This window comes from Rhizobium sp. F40D2, from assembly GCF_051810745.2.
GTDB lineage: Bacteria > Pseudomonadota > Alphaproteobacteria > Rhizobiales > Rhizobiaceae > Rhizobium.
The window spans coordinates 2,908,146-2,928,356 of the sequence record NZ_CM131436.1 but is presented as its reverse complement, the minus strand read 5'-3'; the positions used below and the strand labels follow the sequence as shown (position 1 = coordinate 2,928,356).

Sequence of the window (20,211 nt, the reverse complement as noted above, 5' to 3'; positions counted from 1 at the left end):
CGTTCAATCGGAATTCAACGACTTGCGAGCCAAAGCGGAATCAATGCCGCAAGATCTTGAATCGGGATATCAGCCTGATTCAGAGTCGCAGCGCCAGGGGATGATCGACGAGCCATCGATCGACCGTCGCGAGCTGCAAGCCCTCGACCTTGCACTGCGCCAGCAGCAGGCGATCGAAGGGATCGCGCGTCTCCGGCTCTGGGTCGGCGGCGGTGACGACGTGCGGGATGTCGACGGGCAGGATCGTCAGCCCGACTTCCCGCAGATAGATGGGAATGGTCTCCAGAGGCAATCCCGGCTGCAATTTGCCAAGCCTCGTCTTGATGGCAATTTCCCAGAGACTGGCGACGCTGACGAAGCCACTGGCGGTATTGTCGGAAAGGAGTTGCTCGACACGTGGAAAACGTTCCGCCAGTTTCTTCTGCGCAACGGCGATCACCATGTGCGTGTCAAGCAGCACCCGAATGGTCACGGCAGCGGCTTCAAAAGGAAATCTTCCGACAAAGGATCATCGAAGTCGTCGGAGATGTACATCTCCGTCCTCGTGATACCCTTGGAACGGAGATAGGCCTCGCCAGCCTCCAGGTTCAAACCGCCGCGCTTCTGATGCGGTACAAGATCGAAGACCGGCCGGCCGTTGCGCGTCACCACAATAGTCTCGCCGTCCTCAACCTCGCGGGCAAGCTCGGTCAGGCGGTTTTTCGCATCGCGGATCGAAACTGTCTTCATGAGTTAAATGTAGCCACATGCAGCCACATCGTCAACGTGAGACAAACAAAGGCCCGCCGTCGCCGGCAGGCCTTCATTCGATTCTATCGCAGTCCGCTCACTTGCAGGCGGCGCAGAAACGCTGGATGCGGCGGCAAGCTTCCTCGAGAAGATCTTCCGAGGTCGCATAGGAGATGCGGAAATTCGGGCCGAGGCCGAAGGCCGAGCCGTGAACGACGGCGACGCCTTCCGATTCCAGAAGCTCGGAAACGAAATCCTCATCCGTCTCGATGACCTTGCCGGAGGGTGCGGTTTTGCCGATCAAGCCCTTGCAGGAGGGATAGACGTAGAAGGCACCCTCCGGCACCGGGCAGACGATGCCCTTGGCCTGGTTCAGCATGGAAACGACGAGATCGCGGCGGCCTTCGAAGATCTTCTTGTTCTCAGGAATGAAGTCCTGCGTGCCGTTCAGCGCTTCGACGGCCGCCCACTGGGCAATCGACGTCGCGCCCGAGGTCTGCTGGCCCTGGATCATGTCCATCGCCTTGATGAGCTGGATTGGGCCTGCGGCATAGCCGATACGCCAGCCGGTCATCGCATAGGCCTTGGAGACGCCGTTCATCGTCAACGTGCGGTCGTAGAGCTTCGGCTCGACTTCGACGGGCGTGACGAATTTGAAGTCGCCATAGGTCAGGTGCTCGTACATGTCGTCGGTCAGCACCCAGACATGCGGATGCTTCATCAGCACATCCGTCAGTGCCTTCAGCTCGTCCTGCGTATAGGCCGCACCCGTCGGGTTGGACGGGGAGTTGAAGATGAACCACTTGGTCTTCGGCGTGATCGCCTTTTCCAAATCGGCAGCCTGGAGTTTGAAATTATGCTCCTGGGTCGCGGAAACGAAAACCGGCGTGCCGCCGCAGAGCGCCACCATCTCAGGGTAGGAAACCCAGTAAGGCGCCGGGACAACGACTTCGTCGCCAGGGTTCAGCGTCGCCATGAAGGCGTTGAACAGGATCTGCTTGCCGCCGGTGCCGACGATCGTCTGCTCCCAGGAATATTCCAACCCGTTCTCGCGCTTGAACTTGGCGGCGATCGCCTTGCGCAGTTCGGGAATGCCGGAAACCGGCGTGTACTTGGTCTCGCCGCGGTTGATCGCGTCGATGGCGGCCGTCTTGATATTCTCGGGCGTATCGAAATCCGGCTCACCCGCACCGAGGCCAATGACGTCACGTCCTTTTGCTTTCAGCTCGCGCGCTTTCTGGGAAACGGCGATGGTGGCTGAAGGCTTCACACGGGAAAGAGCATCGGCAAGGAAGGCCATGATATCGGTCCTAATGGTTGAAACGGGCAGAAAGCCGCGACCGGAGTTCTGCGGTTAGCTCTATGTCCAATGTATGACGGCATTTCAAGCGTAAAGGCGTGATGGGGGCAATGATTCTTATTGATCATTTTGCCGCACCGGCGAGCCGGCCCGGCATCCTTTTCGGCAAGGCTTGCGGCGCGCAGCTGAAGCGCTCCCCGCAACTCTTGAATCTATCCTTGAGACTATCGGGATTTATCCGTTTCCTCGAAGTCATCCGTGAGCGCGTCGAGGAGATCAAGATCCGCGCGACCTGACCTTCGATCGCCTCGCCGATATCCTTGCCATTTTTGCACGAGGAATGGAGTGAATAATCAATCTGGGCGAATTGCTTTTTAAGACATTGCTGCTGAACTGCCGCCATGACAAAGCCGCCCCGAAAGCCTTCCAAGCTGCAGCGTATCGCGCCGGACGACCCGGAATTGAATCAGGCCGAAGATCAGCATTACCCGCAGCAGACAACCGATCGGGACATGGCTGCCCGCAACTACCTGAGCCTCGAAACGGCAATCCTGCTGACGATCCTGCTTATTGCGATCGTCTTCAGGTTCCACAAGATCACCTTGCCGCTGGTCGACGGCTTCAGCTGGCGCGAGATAAGCACCGCAATGATGGCCGACAATTTCCGAGAGCGCAGCTGGAACATCTTCTTTCCGGAGGTCAGCTGGACCGGGCCCGGGCCAAGCTATCAGGGCCGCGAGTTCCAGATCGTCAGCTACCTCACGGCCTTGCTTTACCAACTCTTCGGCTGGCACGACTGGTTCGGCCGCGTGGTTGCGGCCTTCTTCGGTCTGGTGACGGTGTTTTCGCTGCACAGGCTGACGGCGTTATGCTGGGACGAGATGCACGCCCACGCGGCCGCTCTCGCCTACGCGCTGATGCCGGCGGCGGTCATGATCGACAGCTCGTTTCTTCCCGATCCCGCGATGCTGGCCTTGGTGACCCTTGGCGTCTGGCTGTTTGCCAAATACTGGGCCGGCGGCAGCGGCTGGCTTTTGCCGCTCGCCACGGTCAGCTTCACACTCGGTGTGCTATCAAAGCCACCAGGCATCGCCGCCGGCGCCGTCATCTTTTACCTGATGATCTGCTGGATTTTGCAGAACAAGCGAAAGCAGGCGGCCTTGGTCTTCCTGTCGGGGCTTTTGAGCCTGGCCATCATCGTCGCTTATTTCAGCTGGGCGATTTATCTCGCCCGTAGCTATCCGCCGTTTCATATGGCCGGCAGCGGCGGCTATATTTGGGACTCCGGCTTCTGGACCTACGTCAGGGACAGGTTCTATTTTAAATCCGCATGGAACACCTCGGTTTTGTGGTTCTACGGCTACCCATTCGTGGTGCTGTTTGCGGTCGGCTTGTGGCTGCCGCCGAGACCCGCCGAAGACCAGAAACAACGCACGCTTTCGGCCATTCCCTACGTCTGGCTGGCTGCGGCCATGATCCTCTATCTGTCGGCGGCGGGCGAGATCACCAGCAATGTGTGGAACTTCCACATCTTCCATGTGCCGATCGCGATATTCTCAGGCCATGGCGCGCTTCTTCTGGCAAGGCTTGCATCGAGAACAATTCTGGCACCGGCGGTCGTGCTTCGGGCGATATGCATCGTGGCCGTCACCCTTGTCTGGTCGACCTTTCCCCTCGTCAGAACGATGAAGAAGCCAATCGCCATGAAGGGCAAGCTGCTTGGCGAGGAACTGGCGCGGCTGGCGCAACCGGGCGACCTCGTCGTTGCCATCGCGCCCGAGGTCGGCGATCCGGTCGCAGTCTACTATAGCAGGACGCGCGGCTGGGTGTTTCCGCCCGGCGGTGGCGATACCGAATGGTCGAAATTCGTCGCGGATGACGCCACCGCGATCGCGCAGCTCGAGGACCTGCGCGCGCAGGGCGCGGATCTGTTCGGCGTCGCCAAGAACGCCACCGACAAACAGGACCTGCTGTTCATCGAGCATCACGACGGGGTTGTCGACTATCTGGACAGAACAGCAACCAAGCTTGTGGATTCGGATGATTTGCTGGTCTATCGGATCACCCGTCCATGAGAGCCGCGACGGCGGCGGACGGCTGGTGACGTCTCGACAGCATCCGGCACCTTCGCGGTAGCGACGATCGCGTTTTCCCCTCACCTATGTCTTTTGAAATCAGACAGATCATCGGATTTCGTCATCGCCACGAATAAGCCGCAACAAATGCCGTGCCGCGCCGTAATTCGGTCGCGAGCGCGCCGAGATCGAAGCCGCATCATTGCCTTATCCAAAATTGGTTATTGAGGGTATGCCAATGTTTCTGGAAGACGAATATGCCATAGCGCGCATACGTGCGCGCCGGATTTCCATTTCATTTCTTGTCGCCGCCACCGCCTTTGTCGCCTGCGTCACGGCAATGCTGGGGCTTGTCTCCGCCGCGCGTGCAGAGACGCAGCAGGCGTCCAGCCAGGTTGCAGCACTGCTGCGGCCGAATGACGTCAACAGCGGCTCGCTGCTGTTTCCTTCGAAGGAGCCGGGCTTCTACGTCGAAGCGCCGCGGCTGAAGAGCGACGTCGCGATCGATGTCTCGGGCCCGATCGCCAGGGTGAAGGTGACGCAGCGTTTCCAGAACCCGAGTAAGGGCTGGGTCGAGGGCACCTACGTCTTCCCACTGCCGGACAATTCCGCCGTCGATGCGCTGAAGATGCAGATCGGCGAACGCTTCATCGAAGGCCAGATCAAGCCGCGCCAGGAAGCCCGTGAGATCTACGAGCAGGCCAAGGCGGAGGGCAAGAAGACGGCGCTGCTCGAACAGCAGCGGCCGAACATCTTCACCAACCAGGTCGCCAATATCGGCCCCGGCGAAGAAATCGTCGTGCAGATCGAATACCAGCAGACGGTCCACCAGTCGGGCGGCGCGTTCTCGCTGCGCTTCCCGATGGTCGTCGCCCCGCGCTACAATCCTGCGCCGATCGTCCAGACCGTCGAGTTCAACAACGGCGCCGGTTTCGCCACGCCGCGCGATCCGGTGGAAAACCGGGAGAAGATCGAAGCCCCGGTTCTCGATCCGCGCGAGAATGCCAAGATCAACCCGGTTTCGCTGACAGTCGACCTCAAGGCCGGTTTCCCGCTCGGCGAGGTCAAATCCTCCTTCCACGAGGTCGATATCCGCCAGGACGGCGACAAGGCGAGAACGATCAGCCTGAAAGGCGACGCCGTCCCCGCCGACAAGGATTTCGAGCTCACCTGGCGATCCGCGCCCGGTAAGGTGCCGAGCGCCGGCCTCTTCCGCGAAGTGAAGGATGGTAAGACCTATCTGCTCGCCTTCGTCACCCCGCCGACGGCGCCGGATGCGGCAGCGCCGCCAGCCAAACGTGAAGTGGTCTTCGTCATCGACAATTCCGGCTCCATGTCGGGGCCGTCGATCGAGCAGGCAAAGCAGAGCCTGGCGCTTGCGATTTCCAGGCTGAACCCCGACGACCGCTTCAACGTCATCCGTTTCGACGACACGATGACCGACTATTTCGAGGGCCTGGTCGCTGCCACCCCAGACAATCGCGAAAAAGCAATCGCCTATGTCAGGGGCCTGACCGCCGACGGCGGCACGGAGATGCTGCCCGCGCTCGAAGATGCGCTGCGCAATCAGGGACCGGTTGCAACCGGAGCTCTGCGGCAGGTCGTGTTCCTGACCGATGGTGCGATCGGCAACGAACAGCAGCTCTTCCAGGAAATCACCGCAAACCGCGGCGATGCCCGTGTCTTCACCGTCGGCATCGGCTCGGCTCCGAACACCTATTTCATGACCAAGGCCGCCGAAATCGGCCGTGGCACCTTCACTCAGATCGGCTCGACCGATCAGGTGGCAAGCCGCATGGGCGAGCTTTTCGCCAAGCTGCAGAACCCCACCATGACCGATATCGCCGCAAATTTCGAAGGCATCTCTGCCGAGGATATCACGCCCAATCCGATGCCGGACCTTTATAGCGGCGAGCCCGTCGTGCTGACCGCCGAACTGCCTGGGGATAAGCCCGCTGGGAAGCTTGAAATCATCGGCAAGACGGGCGACCAGCCCTGGCGCGTCCAAATCGATATCGCCAATGCCGCCGACGGAAACGGCATCTCCAAGCTCTGGGCGCGGCGCAAGATCGATGATTTCGAAGCCCGCGCCTATGAGCGCCAGGATCCGGCCGGGCTCGACAAGGATATCGAGGCGGTGGCGCTCGCCCACCATCTCGTCTCCCGCCTCACCAGCCTGGTCGCCGTCGACGTCACGCCGTCGCGGCCGGCAGGTGAGCCGCTCGGCTCGGCGAAGCTGCCGCTCAACCTGCCTGAGGGTTGGGATTTCGATAAGGTCTTCGGCGAAAACGTTGTCCCTCCCGGCGGCGGAGAACGTCATGGCGCAGCTACCCCTGCGGGAAACGCCGGACCGCAGCAGGCCGCGACCGAAACACCGGATCTCGCCGCATCGCCTGAGATCGCAAACATGATGGCCGCAGCCCCGACCGCCAAGGCCGCCACCCTGATCGCGCAGAAGAGCTCGACCGTGAACCTACCGCAGACGGCGACGCGCGCCGACGAGCGGATCATCCGCGGGCTTACCATGCTGCTCCTGGCGCTGACGGCGGCAAGCGGGCTGGCCGTCTGGCGCCGGCGCATCAAGCGGATGATCGCGGTGGGAGCCAAGCAAAATGGTCTCTAGGCTCTCAGCAAGCCGGAACGAGGAAGCGGCCGAATTCGAGCCGCTCCCGACCTATCTGGAACTCGCCATGGCCGCCGCCACTGCCCACAACAGGCCCAAGGTGCGCCAAAGGAGAGGTTTCTTCCTCTGGCGCCTTTCCTCGATCGAAAAAGCGATCGCCTTCGCCATCGCCGGCCTTGCCCTTTACGGCTTGGCGCTGATCGGCGACGGCTTCTTGCTGAAGGCGAAGGCGGAACTCTCCCAGATCCTGCTGAAACGCGCCTTCGCCGCGGAACTCAAGGGCGAGGAGACAAAACCCTGGCCCTGGGCGGATTTCACCACCGAGGCCAAAGTGCGCGCACCGCGCCTCGGCAAGGAGGCGATCGTGCTCTCCGGCGCCTCCGGCGAAGCCCTCGCCTTCGGCCCGGCCTGGCTCACCGATACGCCGCAGCCAGGCGAGCAAGGCACCTCGGTGATCGCCGCTCATCGCGACACGCATTTCCGCTGGCTGCAATATGTAAAGCCCGGCGATACGATCGAGGTTACCCGCCGGGACGGCAAATTATTGACCTTCAAGGCCGGCGAAGGCCGCATCGCCCCATGGGATGCCAGCGGTATCGACCCCTCCTCCAACGGCCGCCGCCTGGTGCTGACCACCTGCTGGCCCTTCGATGCGACCGAACGCGGGCCGCTGCGCTACATCCTCGAGGCCGAACTTGTCGACGAGTAGAGCACCCTGCGTCCTCTACGACGCACAAAGGACGCTCTATCTCTTTTCAATCCCCGCATCCTTCTTTCCAAAAATCGATCCCGATTTCGGAAAGAAGGATGCGCAAGCCACGGGCTCCGTTCAACCAGCAAACACAAAGCCGTTATATCAGGTGGAATGAGGGTTGAAGCTCTCCCCTGTCCGCTCCACGTTGAGCGTGTGAGACCGCGAGAAAGCAAGATGAGAATATCCGCCTTTCATTTCGCCGCAGCGCTGGTTCTGCTCGGCGCCGCATCCGTCGATGCGGCCGACATCGTCAACACGCAGGATCTCGCGGTCCGTGTCGACAAGCTCGCCGACGGCCTCGAACATCCCTGGGCGGTCGAGGTGTTGCCCGATGGCGCCTACCTCGTTACCGAGCGGCCGGGCCGCATGCGCATCATCCGCGACGGCAAGGTCTCCGACCCGATCGACGGCGTGCCGCGGGTCAGCGCTCGTGGCCAGGGAGGCCTGATGGATGTGGCGCTCGCTCCGGACTTTGCGACGTCGAGAAAGCTCTATTTCACCGCCGCCATCGCCAATAGACAGGGTTCCGGCACCGAGGCTTTCAGCGCCACGCTTTCCACCGACGAGAAGACACTCGATGCTGTGACGCCTGTTTTCACCATGCAGCGCTTCACCTCGGGCAATATCCAGTACGGCTCGCGCATCGCCATTGCCCGTGACGGTTCGCTGTTCATCAGCATCGGCGACCGCGGCGACCGCGACCGCTCGCAGGACTGGCGGGACGATGCCGGCTCGATCGTCCACATCAATGCCGATGGCAGCATCCCGGCCGACAATCCTTTCAAGGACGGCGGCAAGGCGCTGCCGGAAATCTGGTCGAAAGGCCACCGCAACCCGCAGGGTATCACTTTCGATACCAAGGACGGTAAGCTTTATACCGTCGAACACGGCGCGCGTGGCGGCGACGAGATCAACGAGCCCGAGGCGGGCAAGAATTACGGCTGGCCGATCATCACCTACGGCCGGGATTATTCGGGTGCCGAGATCGGTGAAGGCACCGCTAGGGAAGGCCTGGAACAGCCGCTGCATTATTGGGATCCGTCGATCGCGCCCGGTGCGCTCGCTGTCTATCGCGGCGCCATGTTTCCGGAATGGGACGGCAATTTCATCGTCGCGGCGCTGAAGTTCCAGCTGCTTTCGCGCATGCAGCGCGACGAAAGCGGCGCCTTCGTCGCTGAGGAACGGCTGTTCGAGGGAGAATATGGCCGCATTCGCGATGTCATCGTCGCGCCCGACGGCGCGCTGCTGATGGTGACGGACGAGGATAACGGCGCGCTGCTCAGGGTTTCGCGCGCCGAGGCCAACAACGGTTGAAAGATCACAACGCCCCGCCCAGCTCCTTACGGATGACGAATTTCAGCCCGGACCAGATCTCGTCGACGGCGCAGACCTTGACGTCGACAAGACCGGTCGGAAGGAGGATCTCCCGGAGCATGTCCTCGGTGACATCGGTCGGCACCCGCGAACTCTTTTTCGGCCAGGAGATCCAGAGCATGCCGTCCGACTTGAGAACGCCGAAGAGTTTAACCGCGACAGCCTCCAGCGCTGCCCGTTCGGTCACAAACAGATGCACGTAGTCGAACGCCCGCCGAGGCGTCTCCGGCAGCGCAAGGGCGACCGAGGCAAAACCATCGAAGCCATGGATGTCGCCAATCGTTTCGGGAACGCCGAGAAGTGCAGCCGCCTGGCCGCGCCCAAGGCCGAGCTTGCTGGCGAGCGGCCTGCCTGAATAGCCGGCCGTCCCGGACGTCGCTGCCATATCGCCGGCCAACCGCCTTTCTTCGTGTCCCATCCTGTCATCTCCGCCGATAGAAGTCTTTGCCCTTGCCTGGAGGAAACGCAACTGCTAACCGCTCGGGCACACCCTTCCCCATAGAGGACGACATGACGCGCGCTCAGGCGAACCTCCTGCTATTGCTCGCAGCCGCCATCTGGGGCGGCGGCTTCGTCGCCCAGTCGACGGCGATGAAGGCGATCGTGCCCTTCTGGTTCATCGCCCTGCGTTTTGCCGTCGCCACATTGGCCGTGCTGCCCTTCGTCGTTTTCGAAGCGCGTAAAGCCAAGGCGAAGACAAGCGCTCGCCATGCGAAACTCTCTATCCTCACCGGCCTTGCCCTTTTCAGCGGCGCAGCCACACAACAGGTCGGGCTGCAGACGACGACGGTAACGAATTCCAGCTTCATTACCGGCCTCTATGTCGTCTTCGTGCCGCTGATCGCCGTGTTCTTCCTGCGCCGTGCCCCGCATTGGATCATCTGGCCGGGCGCGCTGATGGCCGTCGCCGGCATCTATCTCCTCTCCGGCGGTCATCTCTCGGCCCTCACATCAGGCGATCTCCTGACAGTCGCCTGCGCCGTCTTCTGGGCAATCCAGATCACCCTTGCCGGCACGACCGTTTCTGCGACCGGAAGGCCGCTCGCGCTCTCGGCCACGCAATTCGCCGTCACCGCGATTTGCGCGCTCGCGCTTGCCGCAGCCTTTGAACCGATCACCCTGTCGGCAATATGGGCCGCAGGACCTCAGATTCTCTATGTCGGCATTTTCTCCTCGGGCCTGGCCTTCGTGCTGCAGGTGATCGCTCAGCGTTACACAACGCCCTCGCAGGCCGCGATCTTCCTCTCCTCCGAAGCGCTTTTCGGCTCATCGCTGGCGGCCCTTCTGCTCGGCGAGACGATGCCGGCGACGGGTTATGCAGGTTGCGGGCTCATGTTTATCGCTATGCTTGTGGTCGAACTCGTGCCCGGATTCGCCCGGCGACGCTTGCCAGCCGTCTGAACACGCGTCCAAATATGGGCGGTTGACGAATCTGAAAAAAAATTAACGAGAGCGGCAAGACGCGTTTACGTTGCATTTTTGGGAAAATCTGCTCGAAACTTATATTGCAGACGATATAAAACGTTAATCATCCCCTATCGGCGAAGGAAATTTTGCGTTTTTGCGCAAATCCGATATCCGGGCGGGTGCGCCTCGAACGACACCGCAAAAAACTTTTACTTGCCAAAATTCGTTTAACGCAGCACTCTCAGCGCGTTCGGGCATTTTGCGAGCATGGGAAGTCCTAAAGTATTTGCGCGCCGGGAACGCCAATATCCCGGTCAGCCGGTTCCGATAATGGCGGGCGAAAGTCCTGCCTGGAGCAGGCCGAGGTAGAGGGGACCTTTTTCTCACATTTCAAGAATTGCCTGCCAACACCTCCCGCAAGGAGGCAATGCTATGATGCTGCCCGTGTGGATGGCGGGCAGAGAGAAAAGGACCTGACGCATGGCAGAGACTGGCACTGTAAAATTCTTCAATACCGACAAAGGCTTCGGCTTCATCAAGCCGGACCGGGGCGGCGCCGATATCTTCGTTCACATTTCTGCCGTTCAAGCCTCCGGCCTGGCCGGTCTGACGGAAAACCAGAAGGTAAGCTTCGACACGGAGCCGGATCGCCGCGGCAAGGGCCCGAAGGCCGTCAATCTGCAGATTGCGGGCTGAACCCTTAATAAGGCTGTCGAATTCGAGTTGAAGCCCGGCAGAAATGCCGGGTTTTGTCGTTCAGCCTTCATTCAGCTACCGATCTCTACAACTGTCATCATCGAGAAAGGAACCGGCGTTCGGTTCCCGAGATTGGGATTTATGCTTATGAACAGGCTCGCCAAAACTCTTCTGCTGACGGCAACGGCTGCTGCACTTACCCTTTCTGCCATCGGCGAGGCATCGGCCCGCGACCGCCATTGGCACCATCATGGCAGCAACGACGCGCTTGTCGGTGGCGCAGTCGGCCTTGCCACCGGCCTGATTGTCGGCTCGGCCATCGCCAACGCCAATAACGGCTCTGTTTACGACGAGCCTCGCTACATCGACCCGCCCTACGAACCCGGATATTACGAGCCGGCTCCGGTCTACCGCGCCCCGCGCCGTGTTTATGTCGAGCAGCCGCAGTATGTCGAACAGCCGCGCTACTATGCGCCGGTCCGCACGGCTGTGGAGCCCTGGTCGCCGCAATGGGAGCGTTACTGCTCCTACCGCTACCGCTCCTTCGATCCGCGCAGCGGCACCTATATCGGCAATGACGGCCGCAGCCACTTCTGCACCGCCGGCTGATCGCTCAACAATCCCAGGTACCAAGCGCCGCTCATCAGCGGCGCTTTTGTTTTTAGGGCCCTACCCGGCCTTCTTTTCCCAAGGCATGGGCCCCATCTCGGTATCCGGCTCGAAATCGGTCGAGACGCTGACTGCGCGCCATTCTCGATCAGCTTCGATACGCGCGGCATCCGCCTTCTCGACATTGCGGACAGCATCGCTGCCAAGTAGCAGCCGGAGCGGTGGCGCATCGAGGCCGGCGACATGGATGACGACGGCAGCCGCCTTGGCGGGATCTCCGGGCTGGCGACCATTATACTCACGCTGGAAGCGCACGGTAGCGCCGACCGTCTCGGCATATTCCGCCCGCCCCTCGGCAAGCACCGTCGAGGCGCCGGCGAAATCGGTTCTGAAGCCGCCGGGCTCGATCACCGTTACCTTGATGCCGAATGGCGCGACCTCTTTCGCCAGCACCTCGGAAAAGCCCTCGACGCCGAATTTCGCCGCCGAATAGGCGCCGCGCCCGGCAGGCCCGATCCGGCCGCCGACGGATGAGAATTGAATGATGTGCCCCGCGCCCTGCCCGCGCATCAGTGCAATGACCGCCTTGGTCATGATGATCGTGCCGAACAGGTTGGCTTCGATCTGTGCCCGGAAATCCACAAGGCTGGTATCTTCGATCGAGGAGACATTGCCATAGCCGGCATTGTTGACCAGCACGTCGATGCGCCCGAACCGCTTCACGCCAGCCTCGACCGCCGCCGCTGCCGCGGTTTCGTCGGTCACATCAAGCGCTATCGTCAGCACCTGGCTGCCATACCGCTCGGAGAGATCGGCAAGCCGGGCGGGATCGCGCGCCGTCGCCACCAGATTGTCGCCGGAGGCCAAAACCGCCTCTACCAGCGCCCGGCCGAGACCGCGCGAACTTCCTGTAATCAACCAGACCCTGGACATCGGAAACCCTTCCTTCTTTGGTTCCCGGCTCATGTATGGTCTATTGTATCCGATCGAAAGAAGGTACCCGGACGATCTATACACACCTTGAGGTAACTGACTTGAGCGACATGTTCGATTTCTGCTGCTCCATGACGGACGAACAGGATGCGCGGGCCCGCGAACTGATCGAGCGCGCAGCGGCGAAATGGCCGCTTCGCATCCTGCACGTGCTCTCCGATGCCGGCGCACCCTTGCGCTTCTCGCGGCTCATGGAGAGGGTCGAGGGCATCAGCCAGAAAGTGCTGACGCAGACGCTGCGCACCCTCGAAGGAGACGGCCTCATCATCCGCACGCTCTATCCGCAAGTGCCGCCGCGCGTTGAATATGAGTTGACGCCGCTCGGGCGCGACCTCCTCATGCAGGTCGCAGCGCTATGGCGCTGGATCGTCGAACGGCTTGGCGATTTCGATGCGCGCAAGGCCGTAAAGCTGACGGCCGCCACCGATGTCTAAAGCGTGTCGCATCAAACTTGATTCATGCGACGCGCTTTAGCTCTTTGTTTTGATGCATGTCGTTATCCCAGAACCGCTGCACGCTTCCGGGCGACATGCATTAGGCCGGGATGCGGATCGTTGCCCTCAAACCGCCGAGCGGGCTGTCGCCGAGGGTGACGTTGCCGCCGTGACTGCGGGCGATGTCACGGGCGATAGCAAGGCCAAGGCCGGTGCCCGAGGCATCGAGGTTGCGCGCCGCGTCCAGCCGGAAGAACGGCTTGAACACGTCCTCGCGGTTCTTTTCCGGAATGCCCGGCCCGTCATCGTCGAAGATGACCGTCAACCATTTGGCACTGTGCTTGGCCTCGATGTCGAGCCTGCCCGCATAACGCCGCGCATTTGAGGCAAGGTTGGTGACGAGACGCATGAAAGCGTTCGGCCTGACGGATATGTCGTCATCGCCTTCGATCGAATAGCTGAATGTCTTGCCGTGCAGGGCGAAATCGGATTCCAGCTTCGCGAAGACCTCGCTGAGTTTCAGCTCGCCGACATCCTCTTCGACCTCGCCGCGTGCGAAGGCAGTATAGGCCTCCAGCATGGCCTGCATATCGTCGACGTCGTCGTTCAGCCCATGCAGGTCGGGATTGTCGCCGGCGAGCGCCAGTTGCAGCTTGAAGCGGGTGAGGATGGTGCGCAGATCATGGCTGACGCCCGATAGCATCGCAGTGCGCTGCTCGATCTGCCGCTCGATTCGCTCGCGCATCAGGATAAAGGCAAGGCCGGCGCGCCGGACCTCGTCGGCGCCGCGCGGATAGAAATTGTCGGGCTTCTGCCCCTTGCCGAAGCTTTCGGCCGCGCGCGCCAAGGTCAGGATCGGCCGGATTTGCCCGCGCAGGAAGAGGATCGAGATGCCGATCAGCACCAGCGAGGTGCCGACCATCCAGACGATGAAGATATGGGTATTCGAGGCATAGGTCTGGCTGCGCTTGGTCAGCACCCTGAGGATCTTGTTGTCGAGCTTGATGCGGATCTCGACGAGGTTCGAGTTGCCGACCGTGTCAATCCAGAAAGGCCGGTGGATCTCGTCGGTGATCTCGTCGCTGAGGATGCCGTCGAGGATCGAGAAGAACGGCTTGACGCGCGGCGGCGGCAGATCGCCGTCCGGCTCGATCGAGATCTGCAGGCTGAGCTGATCGCGGGCGATGCGGACGATCTCGCTATAGTCCGAGTTCTGCGGGTATGTCTCGATGATCTCGATGATCGCGGCAATGTCGCGGGTGACGGCAAGCGACAGCCGCTCCGTCACCATCTGCCAGTGGCGTTCCATGAAGACGGCGGCAACGACGGATTGCAGCAGCACCATCGGAATGATGATGATCAGCAGCGAGCGCGCGTAAAGCCCGGTCGGCAGCCGCCGGCGCAGCCAGCGGACGACCCAGCGCCAGCCTGGCGCAGAATTGCGGTCTTCCCGCCGCAAGCTGTCGATCGTCACCATCAGCGCCGGTCCTGGCCTCTATCCTTAGATCTAGTCGATGCTCAGCCTGTATCCGATGCCGCGCACGGTCTGCAGCCAGACGGGATTGGCCGGATCATCCTCGATCTTACGCCGCAGCCGGTTGATCTGCACGTCGATCGTCCGCTCGCCGACCTCGGTGTCGTTGCCGATCAGCTCATGGCGGGGGATCGTATCGCCGGCGCGCCGTGCAAAGAGCAGCATGATCTCCTGCTCGCGGTCGGTCAGCCGGATCACCTCGCTGGCTTTCTTCAGTTCCTTACGGGTCAGCGAGAAGGTGTAGGGGCCGAACATCACCTGTTCGATCTTCGGTCCCTCCCCGCCGGCATTGCGACGCAGGATGTTGTTGATGCGCAGCACCAGTTCGCGCGGATCGAAGGGCTTGGAAAGATAGTCGTCGGCGCCTGCCTCGAGGCCCTCTATGCGGTTGCCGGACTCCGCCAACGCCGTCAGCATGATGATCGGCACATTCTTGATCGCGCGAAGCCCGCGGGTGACGTCGATGCCGGATTCGCCGGGCATCATCACATCCATGATGATCAGGTCGAAATCGAGACCCTCGAGCTTGCGCTGCGCCTCGGCACCGTCGGCGGCGACGGTAACGCGGAAGCCGTTCTCGGCGAGATAACGATTGAGCAGCGCGCGGATGCGCGAGTCGTCGTCGACCACCAGCAGATGCGCCGCATCGTCGGAAATACCTGTCTTGACCGCCATTCAATCCGCCTTCTGTCTGTCCCGCATGCCTCTAAGGAAGGCTTTTACGCCCTCCCGCACCTCCGCAGAAGCCCCTTCGAATGCCCGCTCAATGCGGCGCGATTGCGGCTCGGCAAGGGCAAGCGCCAGCTCTCGTCCCGATTTCGTTGGATAAAGCTTGCGCTGCCGCCGGTCCTCAGGCCCTGCGACCTGGCGAATATAGCCTGAATCGATCAGCTGTTTCAGCACCCTTGCAAGGCTCTGCTTGGTGATCTTCAGCGTATCGAGAAGATCGGCCACCGTCATGCCGGGGTTGCGGTTGACGAAATGCACGACGCGGTGATGCGCCCGCCCGAAGCCGCTTGTTTCGAGGATGGCGTCAGGATCGGAAACGAAGTCGCGATAGGCGAAGAAGAACAGCTCGATGATCTCGAAATCGATGATGTCGGTATCTTCCATCGGCGTGGCCAGAGGCTCTGGCTTGCCTGCTTTCGGGCCGGTCTGTCGTGACACGCGGCATTCCTTTCTCTTCCCGCCCCCGCGGGAAACTTTCGCCAAGATATGTCAGCTTTATTGACATAAATTTGCGTCACTGTTCCCTGGAAACCAAGGCCCGCCCGGCACTCCGACGCAATACGCGATTTCCCCTTGCATCTGTGGATAAAACGTAATGGGGACAACAATCAACAGGCATGGCGCTTGAAGCGCCGGAGGAGACTAGGGATGGCTTCAGTTCCTTTCGACCAGCTGGACGGCGAAATATGGTTCAACGGCGAATTCGTCGCCTGGAAGGACGCCAAGATCTACGTGCTAACCCACGGCCGGCATTATGCCAGCGCCGTCTTGGAAGGCGAGCGCGCCTACGGGTGTTAACCAGGGCCTGAAACTTGACTACATGAAGGAAGTCTATCCGGCGGCGACCGCCGCCGAATAAGACGTCTTGCGCAATCGACCTCGCAATTCAAAGCGTTACGGCGCCGCACGGCTGTAAAGACGCGCGGCGCTCAGATGAACGCCCGCCGGGCGTTTACCGATGCGCCCGTGCCATGACCAGGCCGGCGAGCGTCGAGAGAATGCCGCCGCCGATCAGGCCGCCGATGCCGTCGGCGATCAGGCCGGTCATAGCCGCTTCCCCACCGACCATGCCGAGCAGCATACCGCCGGCGACACCGCCGATCGCGCCTGCGATCGTGCGGGCGACGACATTGATCGCGTGCTGCTTCAAGGCGGCGCTCGCGGCATTGCCGCCGATGGCACCGGCAATCAATTGTATGACGAGCGGAAGTAGCGCTTCCATGACTTTCCTCCTCTGGCGATCTCCCCGATCGCCGTTGATATGCCGAACCTTCGGCATATTAGTATTTTATCATATTCTGGAGGAAAGCGTTAAGTAAAAATCAACCCATGCGGGAGGCAAGGGAGGAAGCGCACAGGCCGGAAACGAGGTGGCCGGTTCGGCCGCCCCATTGTGTTATTGCCGGTTGCATCACTGATAAACGTAGACGATCCGGCGTGTACCGGGATCGACCAGTACCGGCCGGTCGTTGATCCTGGTGTAGCGGTACTCGTAATCCGGGATCGACTGGAAGGTAACATCGGCAGGCACCTCGGCGCCGACGACGACATCGCCGCCGAGCTGCACCGTCTGGCCGGGATTGGTGTCGATATAGGTGCGGACCGTCTCCGGCGGCGTGATGGTCTCGACAGCCCCGACCGGACCGAGCAGCTCGTCGCCCGGGGCCGGCTGCGGGTCGACGGGAACGACGCTGGCGGTCGACTCGTAGGTTACGACAGGAACGCCGATCTCGTCGCGATGCTGTTCGACGATGACCTGGCTGCCGCCTCGGTCGACCTGCAGATAATCGGCGTAGACCCAACCGCGCATGCCGTTGACATCGACGCGGCACCAGCGGCTGCCTTCGATGCAGCCGTCGAGCACCGCGGTCGAGCCGCGGGTGGCAAGACCGACTGCCGGATATTGCGGGCCGGGGCCGGCACGGACATTGAGATCGTTGACGGTCGTCGCCACCATCTCCGCCTGCGCCAGACCGCCGCTCGTCAGGAGCACGGCTCCAGCCAATAGAATGTTTCTCTTCAAGGTCATCTGAGCGTCTCCTTGGTTTCGATGGGCTGACAACGCATGGCGTTCCACGATGTTCCCATCCACTGGCTAGCGTCAAAGACCACGTGCGGGAGGCTTTTCACAAGCCATTGAAAACTTGAATAAAACAGGGCCTTTTCGGTCTCCGACGACACCATCGGAAGGCATAAATTCTTGTTGCAGCCGGTCTTTTTGGCGTGAGGCAAGGCAGCAGACACGGAAAATTCCGGCTATCCTTGACGCGGTTTCGGACTATACCCTGAGCATCCGAGACACCAAGCGAGGCACTTATGGGCATGCTCCAGGCCGGGATCATTCCGGTGACACCCTTCCAGCAGAACTGCACGATCTTCTTCGATCCCGAGACCAAGGAAGGCGTCGTCGTCGATCCCGGCGGCGACGTGCCGCTGATCCTTCAGGCGATCGCGCAAAACGGCTTGATCATCAAGGAGATCTGGCTGACGCACGGCCATCTCGACCATGCCGGCGGCGCCAGCGAACTGAAGGAAGCCCTGGGCATTAACGTGGTCGGCCCGCATCAAGACGATCTACCGCTGCTGCAGCGGATCGAGACCCAGGCCGAAAAATACGGCATCTCGGGATTGCGCAACGTCCTACCTGACCGCTGGCTGAAGGATGGCGACAAGATCTCTTTCGGCGACCACGAATTCGAGGTCTATCATGCGCCCGGTCATGCCCCCGGCCACGTCATCTATTTCAACCGGGCGCAGAATTTCGCCCATCTCGGAGACGTGCTCTTCAACGGATCGATCGGCCGCACCGACCTGCCAGGCGGCAATCATCAGCAGCTTCTCGATTCGATCCGCGACAAGGTGCTGCCGCTCGGCGACGACGTCGGCTTCATCTGCGGCCACGGCCCCGGCAGCCGCATCGGCGATGAACGGCGCAGCAATCCATTTTTGCAGGAAATCAGAACCGGCTGAGCTTCCGGCGCGGGCTCACATCATCTTCCGGCCGTTCGGCACCGGCTGCTCGACAGCAGCAAGCACGATCGCGCCGTTCTCGTCCTCAAATCCCAGCGTCAGCACTTCCGAGCGGAACGGCCCAATCTGGCGCGGCGGAAAGTTGACGACACCGAGCACCTGCCTGCCGATCAGGCTTTCCGGCGTGTAATGCACGGTGATCTGGGCCGAGGATTTCCTCGTGCCGATCTCGGGACCGAAATCGATGACCAGCTTGATCGCCGGCTTGCGCGCTTCCGGAAAGGGGCTGGCTTCGATGATCGTGCCGACGCGAATATCGACACGCTCGAAATCGGTGTAGGCAATCTCCTCGGCCATATCGTCTCCGTCAGCCGGCCAGTTCTTCGGCCCGCTTGCGCGCCGCCGCCAGTGCTGCGTCGAACAGAGGCTGCATGCCGTTTTCGGCCATCAGCACGGCAAGTGCGGCCGCCGTCGTGCCGCCGGGAGAGGTCACATTCTGCCGCAGCCGCGAAGCGTCGTCGGGGGACTGGTGCAGAAGTTCACCAGCCCCCGCGACTGTTTCCCGCGCAAGACGCATGGCGAGGTCCGCCTGCAGGCCGAGTTTACGGCCTGCCTCCGCCATACATTCGACGAGATAGAACACATAGGCCGGACCGCTGCCCGAAAGCGCCGTCACGGCATCGATATCGGCCTCTGCAGGCACCCATTCCACAGGACCCGAGACGCTGAGAAGAGAATGGACACGCTCGCGCTGCTGAGTGCTGACCCCTGAATTGGCAAAGGCGCCGGTGACGCCGCGCCCGACCATGGCCGGCGTGTTCGGCATGGCCCGCACCATGGCGGCTTTGCCTAGATGTTTCTCGAGGAAAGCGAGCGTCTTGCCGGCAGCCACCGAGACGACAACCGTTTCCGGCCCGACAGCAGTTTTCACCGCCGGCAGCACCGTCTCCATCACCTGCGGCTTGACCGCGAGAAACAGCACGCTCGCCTTCAAATCCGCCGGAGCCGAGATAACATGGGTCGCGCCGGCCTCGCTAATCGTCGCCAGCATCGCCGGCGAGGGGCCGGGATCGACGACAAGGACGGCAGAGCCCGGCACGCCGCTTTTCAGCCAGCCTGAGAGCATTGCCCCGCCCATGTTACCGGCGCCGATCAGGACGACGGGATTTGTCGAGGAGAACGCGTTTGCGGGCATCTTATGCCTCGCCGACTGTTTCGAACAACACGGCTTCCATCGCCTTCGTCGCTTCCATGCCGGACCAGACGACGAACTGAAATGCCTGGAAATAGGCTTCGCAGGTATCGAGCGCGCTGGAAAGCAGCACTTCCACCTGGCGGTTGGTGGGCTCCGCACCGCCGGCGAGCAGCAGCGACTGGCGGAAGATGACGACATCTTCCTGGCGCCAGAGATCGAAATGCCCCATCAGCACCTGCCCGTTGATCGCCGAGAGCAGCTTGACCACCTCGTTGACCCTGATGTCGGGAACTTTGATATCGAAGGCGCAGCCAAGGTGCAGCGCCTCGAATTCCTCCATCCAGGAGAAGGAGACGTGGTAGTCCGTCCAGCGACCCTCGACCGTCATCGCGATCTCGTCCTCGCCGGACCGTTCGAACGACCAGTCGTTGTTGGAGGCAACGTACTCGATCATATCGACCGGGTTCGACTGACGCTCGACTTCCAATTCCATCAGGTTCATGCAGCACCTTCTTGACCGGAACGAATGCGACCTAACTTTGTGTACGCACACAAGAAAGACACACGCAAATACCGGAACCACCACTCGGATGATCGTTGAACCGCTGCCAGACTTAACGCAGATAACCTGCCCGGAGCTTACCAAGTCGCTTCGAATCATCATTTAAAATCAGTGTATAATGCGCCCTGCCCCCTGCCAGCCCCCTGAGGGGAAAATAGGCCGGACCACTGTGGAAAGGCTCTTCGAAATTCAATTCAGAAGGGAGAATAAGCGACTCTGCGAATTGG

At 61.3% G+C, this 20,211-nt stretch carries 23 protein-coding genes and 1 pseudogene; 10 read left to right on the top strand and 14 right to left on the bottom strand.

Features of this window, described 5'->3' with window-relative positions; all coding sequences use genetic code 11:
* Window positions 1-79: 79 nt before the first annotated feature.
* The 4 genes from ACS4RS_RS13960 to ACS4RS_RS13945 form a co-directional block, all read right to left on the bottom strand.
* Window positions 80-466 carry a type II toxin-antitoxin system VapC family toxin gene (locus ACS4RS_RS13960; protein WP_449313975.1) on the bottom strand — a complete coding sequence of 129 codons (387 nt, stop codon included), beginning with the start codon at window positions 464-466 and terminating at the stop codon, window positions 80-82.
* Between the two features lie 2 nt (window positions 467-468).
* A complete protein-coding gene (locus tag ACS4RS_RS13955) occupies window positions 469-729 on the bottom strand; it encodes a type II toxin-antitoxin system prevent-host-death family antitoxin (protein WP_439010503.1) in 261 nt (86 codons plus the stop codon).
* Window positions 730-826: 97 nt separating this feature from the next.
* Window positions 827-2,029 (bottom strand): aminotransferase class I/II-fold pyridoxal phosphate-dependent enzyme, encoded by a 1,203-nt coding sequence (locus ACS4RS_RS13950; protein ID WP_439010504.1) that lies wholly within the window; start codon window positions 2,027-2,029, stop codon window positions 827-829.
* Window positions 2,030-2,153: 124 nt separating this feature from the next.
* Window positions 2,154-2,432: a hypothetical protein gene (locus ACS4RS_RS13945; protein WP_439010505.1), complete on the bottom strand. Its 279-nt coding sequence runs from the start codon at window positions 2,430-2,432 to the stop codon at window positions 2,154-2,156.
* Between ACS4RS_RS13945 and ACS4RS_RS13940 the strand changes: the two genes are divergently transcribed.
* The 4 genes from ACS4RS_RS13940 (at window position 2,431) to ACS4RS_RS13925 (ending at window position 8,795) form a co-directional block, all read left to right on the top strand.
* A complete protein-coding gene (locus ACS4RS_RS13940) occupies window positions 2,431-4,104 on the top strand; it encodes a glycosyltransferase family 39 protein (RefSeq protein ID WP_439010506.1) in 1,674 nt (557 codons plus the stop codon). The two genes, ACS4RS_RS13945 and ACS4RS_RS13940, sit on opposite strands and share 2 nt — an antisense overlap.
* A gap of 238 nt (window positions 4,105-4,342) precedes the next feature.
* Entirely contained in the window at window positions 4,343-6,727 is a 2,385-nt protein-coding gene (locus ACS4RS_RS13935) for a marine proteobacterial sortase target protein (protein ID WP_439010507.1), read from the top strand.
* Complete coding sequence (locus ACS4RS_RS13930) at window positions 6,717-7,436, top strand: class GN sortase (protein WP_439010508.1); 720 nt, start codon at window positions 6,717-6,719, stop codon at window positions 7,434-7,436. Before ACS4RS_RS13935 ends, ACS4RS_RS13930 begins: the two co-directional genes overlap by 11 nt.
* 219 nt (window positions 7,437-7,655) lie before the next feature.
* Entirely contained in the window at window positions 7,656-8,795 is a 1,140-nt protein-coding gene (locus ACS4RS_RS13925; RefSeq protein ID WP_439010509.1) for a PQQ-dependent sugar dehydrogenase, read from the top strand.
* A gap of 4 nt (window positions 8,796-8,799) precedes the next feature.
* Here the strand turns inward: ACS4RS_RS13925 and ACS4RS_RS13920 are convergent, their stop codons facing one another.
* Window positions 8,800-9,273: a DUF3052 domain-containing protein gene (locus ACS4RS_RS13920; protein WP_439010510.1), complete on the bottom strand. Its 474-nt coding sequence runs from the start codon at window positions 9,271-9,273 to the stop codon at window positions 8,800-8,802.
* A gap of 92 nt (window positions 9,274-9,365) precedes the next feature.
* Here ACS4RS_RS13920 and ACS4RS_RS13915 point away from each other — a divergent pair, with 92 nt between their 5' ends.
* The 3 genes from ACS4RS_RS13915 (at window position 9,366) to ACS4RS_RS13905 (ending at window position 11,567) form a co-directional block, all read left to right on the top strand.
* Window positions 9,366-10,256 (top strand): EamA family transporter, encoded by an 891-nt coding sequence (locus tag ACS4RS_RS13915; protein WP_439010511.1) that lies wholly within the window; start codon window positions 9,366-9,368, stop codon window positions 10,254-10,256.
* 486 nt (window positions 10,257-10,742) lie between these two features.
* Window positions 10,743-10,958, top strand: coding sequence for a cold-shock protein (locus ACS4RS_RS13910; RefSeq protein ID WP_003561293.1), 216 nt, complete (start codon window positions 10,743-10,745; stop codon window positions 10,956-10,958).
* Between the two features lie 147 nt (window positions 10,959-11,105).
* Window positions 11,106-11,567: a BA14K family protein gene (locus tag ACS4RS_RS13905; RefSeq protein WP_439010512.1), complete on the top strand. Its 462-nt coding sequence runs from the start codon at window positions 11,106-11,108 to the stop codon at window positions 11,565-11,567.
* A 60-nt stretch (window positions 11,568-11,627) separates the two neighbouring features.
* Here the strand turns inward: ACS4RS_RS13905 and ACS4RS_RS13900 are convergent, their stop codons facing one another.
* Entirely contained in the window at window positions 11,628-12,500 is an 873-nt protein-coding gene (locus ACS4RS_RS13900) for an oxidoreductase (RefSeq protein WP_439010513.1), read from the bottom strand.
* A gap of 35 nt (window positions 12,501-12,535) precedes the next feature.
* Here ACS4RS_RS13900 and ACS4RS_RS13895 point away from each other — a divergent pair, with 35 nt between their 5' ends.
* Window positions 12,536-12,994 (top strand): winged helix-turn-helix transcriptional regulator, encoded by a 459-nt coding sequence (locus tag ACS4RS_RS13895; protein WP_439010514.1) that lies wholly within the window; start codon window positions 12,536-12,538, stop codon window positions 12,992-12,994.
* Window positions 12,995-13,094: 100 nt separating this feature from the next.
* Here the strand turns inward: ACS4RS_RS13895 and ACS4RS_RS13890 are convergent, their stop codons facing one another.
* The 3 genes from ACS4RS_RS13890 to ACS4RS_RS13880 are packed head-to-tail and all read right to left on the bottom strand — an operon-like array spanning window position 13,095 to window position 15,695.
* A complete protein-coding gene (locus ACS4RS_RS13890) occupies window positions 13,095-14,471 on the bottom strand; it encodes an ATP-binding protein (protein WP_439010515.1) in 1,377 nt (458 codons plus the stop codon).
* Window positions 14,472-14,501: 30 nt separating this feature from the next.
* The gene (locus ACS4RS_RS13885; RefSeq protein WP_439010516.1) at window positions 14,502-15,203 is read right to left on the bottom strand and encodes a response regulator; all 702 of its coding nucleotides are present in this window, start codon (window positions 15,201-15,203) and stop codon (window positions 14,502-14,504) included.
* The gene (locus ACS4RS_RS13880) at window positions 15,204-15,695 is read right to left on the bottom strand and encodes a MarR family winged helix-turn-helix transcriptional regulator (RefSeq protein WP_012558487.1); all 492 of its coding nucleotides are present in this window, start codon (window positions 15,693-15,695) and stop codon (window positions 15,204-15,206) included.
* A 210-nt stretch (window positions 15,696-15,905) separates the two neighbouring features.
* On the opposite strand from ACS4RS_RS13880, the pseudogene ACS4RS_RS13875 reads away from it, so the two are divergent.
* Window positions 15,906-16,049 (top strand): annotated as a pseudogene (locus tag ACS4RS_RS13875) (branched-chain amino acid aminotransferase); the annotation flags it as partial.
* 160 nt (window positions 16,050-16,209) lie between these two features.
* On the opposite strand, the gene ACS4RS_RS13870 reads toward ACS4RS_RS13875, so the two are convergent.
* Window positions 16,210-16,479 carry a hypothetical protein gene (locus tag ACS4RS_RS13870; protein WP_003593093.1) on the bottom strand — a complete coding sequence of 90 codons (270 nt, stop codon included), beginning with the start codon at window positions 16,477-16,479 and terminating at the stop codon, window positions 16,210-16,212.
* A 189-nt stretch (window positions 16,480-16,668) separates the two neighbouring features.
* Window positions 16,669-17,286 (bottom strand): DUF1236 domain-containing protein, encoded by a 618-nt coding sequence (locus ACS4RS_RS13865; protein ID WP_439010517.1) that lies wholly within the window; start codon window positions 17,284-17,286, stop codon window positions 16,669-16,671.
* 287 nt (window positions 17,287-17,573) lie between these two features.
* Here ACS4RS_RS13865 and ACS4RS_RS13860 point away from each other — a divergent pair, with 287 nt between their 5' ends.
* The gene (locus ACS4RS_RS13860) at window positions 17,574-18,227 is read left to right on the top strand and encodes an MBL fold metallo-hydrolase (protein WP_439010518.1); all 654 of its coding nucleotides are present in this window, start codon (window positions 17,574-17,576) and stop codon (window positions 18,225-18,227) included.
* A gap of 15 nt (window positions 18,228-18,242) precedes the next feature.
* Here the strand turns inward: ACS4RS_RS13860 and ACS4RS_RS13855 are convergent, their stop codons facing one another.
* Genes ACS4RS_RS13855 through ACS4RS_RS13845 form a run of 3 tightly spaced genes read right to left on the bottom strand, consistent with a single transcriptional unit; the run spans window position 18,243 to window position 19,924 of the window.
* Window positions 18,243-18,584, bottom strand: coding sequence for a tRNA-binding protein (locus ACS4RS_RS13855; RefSeq protein ID WP_439010519.1), 342 nt, complete (start codon window positions 18,582-18,584; stop codon window positions 18,243-18,245).
* Window positions 18,585-18,594: 10 nt separating this feature from the next.
* Window positions 18,595-19,422, bottom strand: a complete 828-nt coding sequence (gene proC / locus ACS4RS_RS13850) for a pyrroline-5-carboxylate reductase (protein ID WP_439010520.1) — start codon at window positions 19,420-19,422, stop codon at window positions 18,595-18,597.
* A gap of 1 nt (window position 19,423) precedes the next feature.
* Window positions 19,424-19,924 (bottom strand): type III secretion system chaperone family protein, encoded by a 501-nt coding sequence (locus tag ACS4RS_RS13845; protein ID WP_003541709.1) that lies wholly within the window; start codon window positions 19,922-19,924, stop codon window positions 19,424-19,426.
* Window positions 19,925-20,211: the final 287 nt, after the last annotated feature.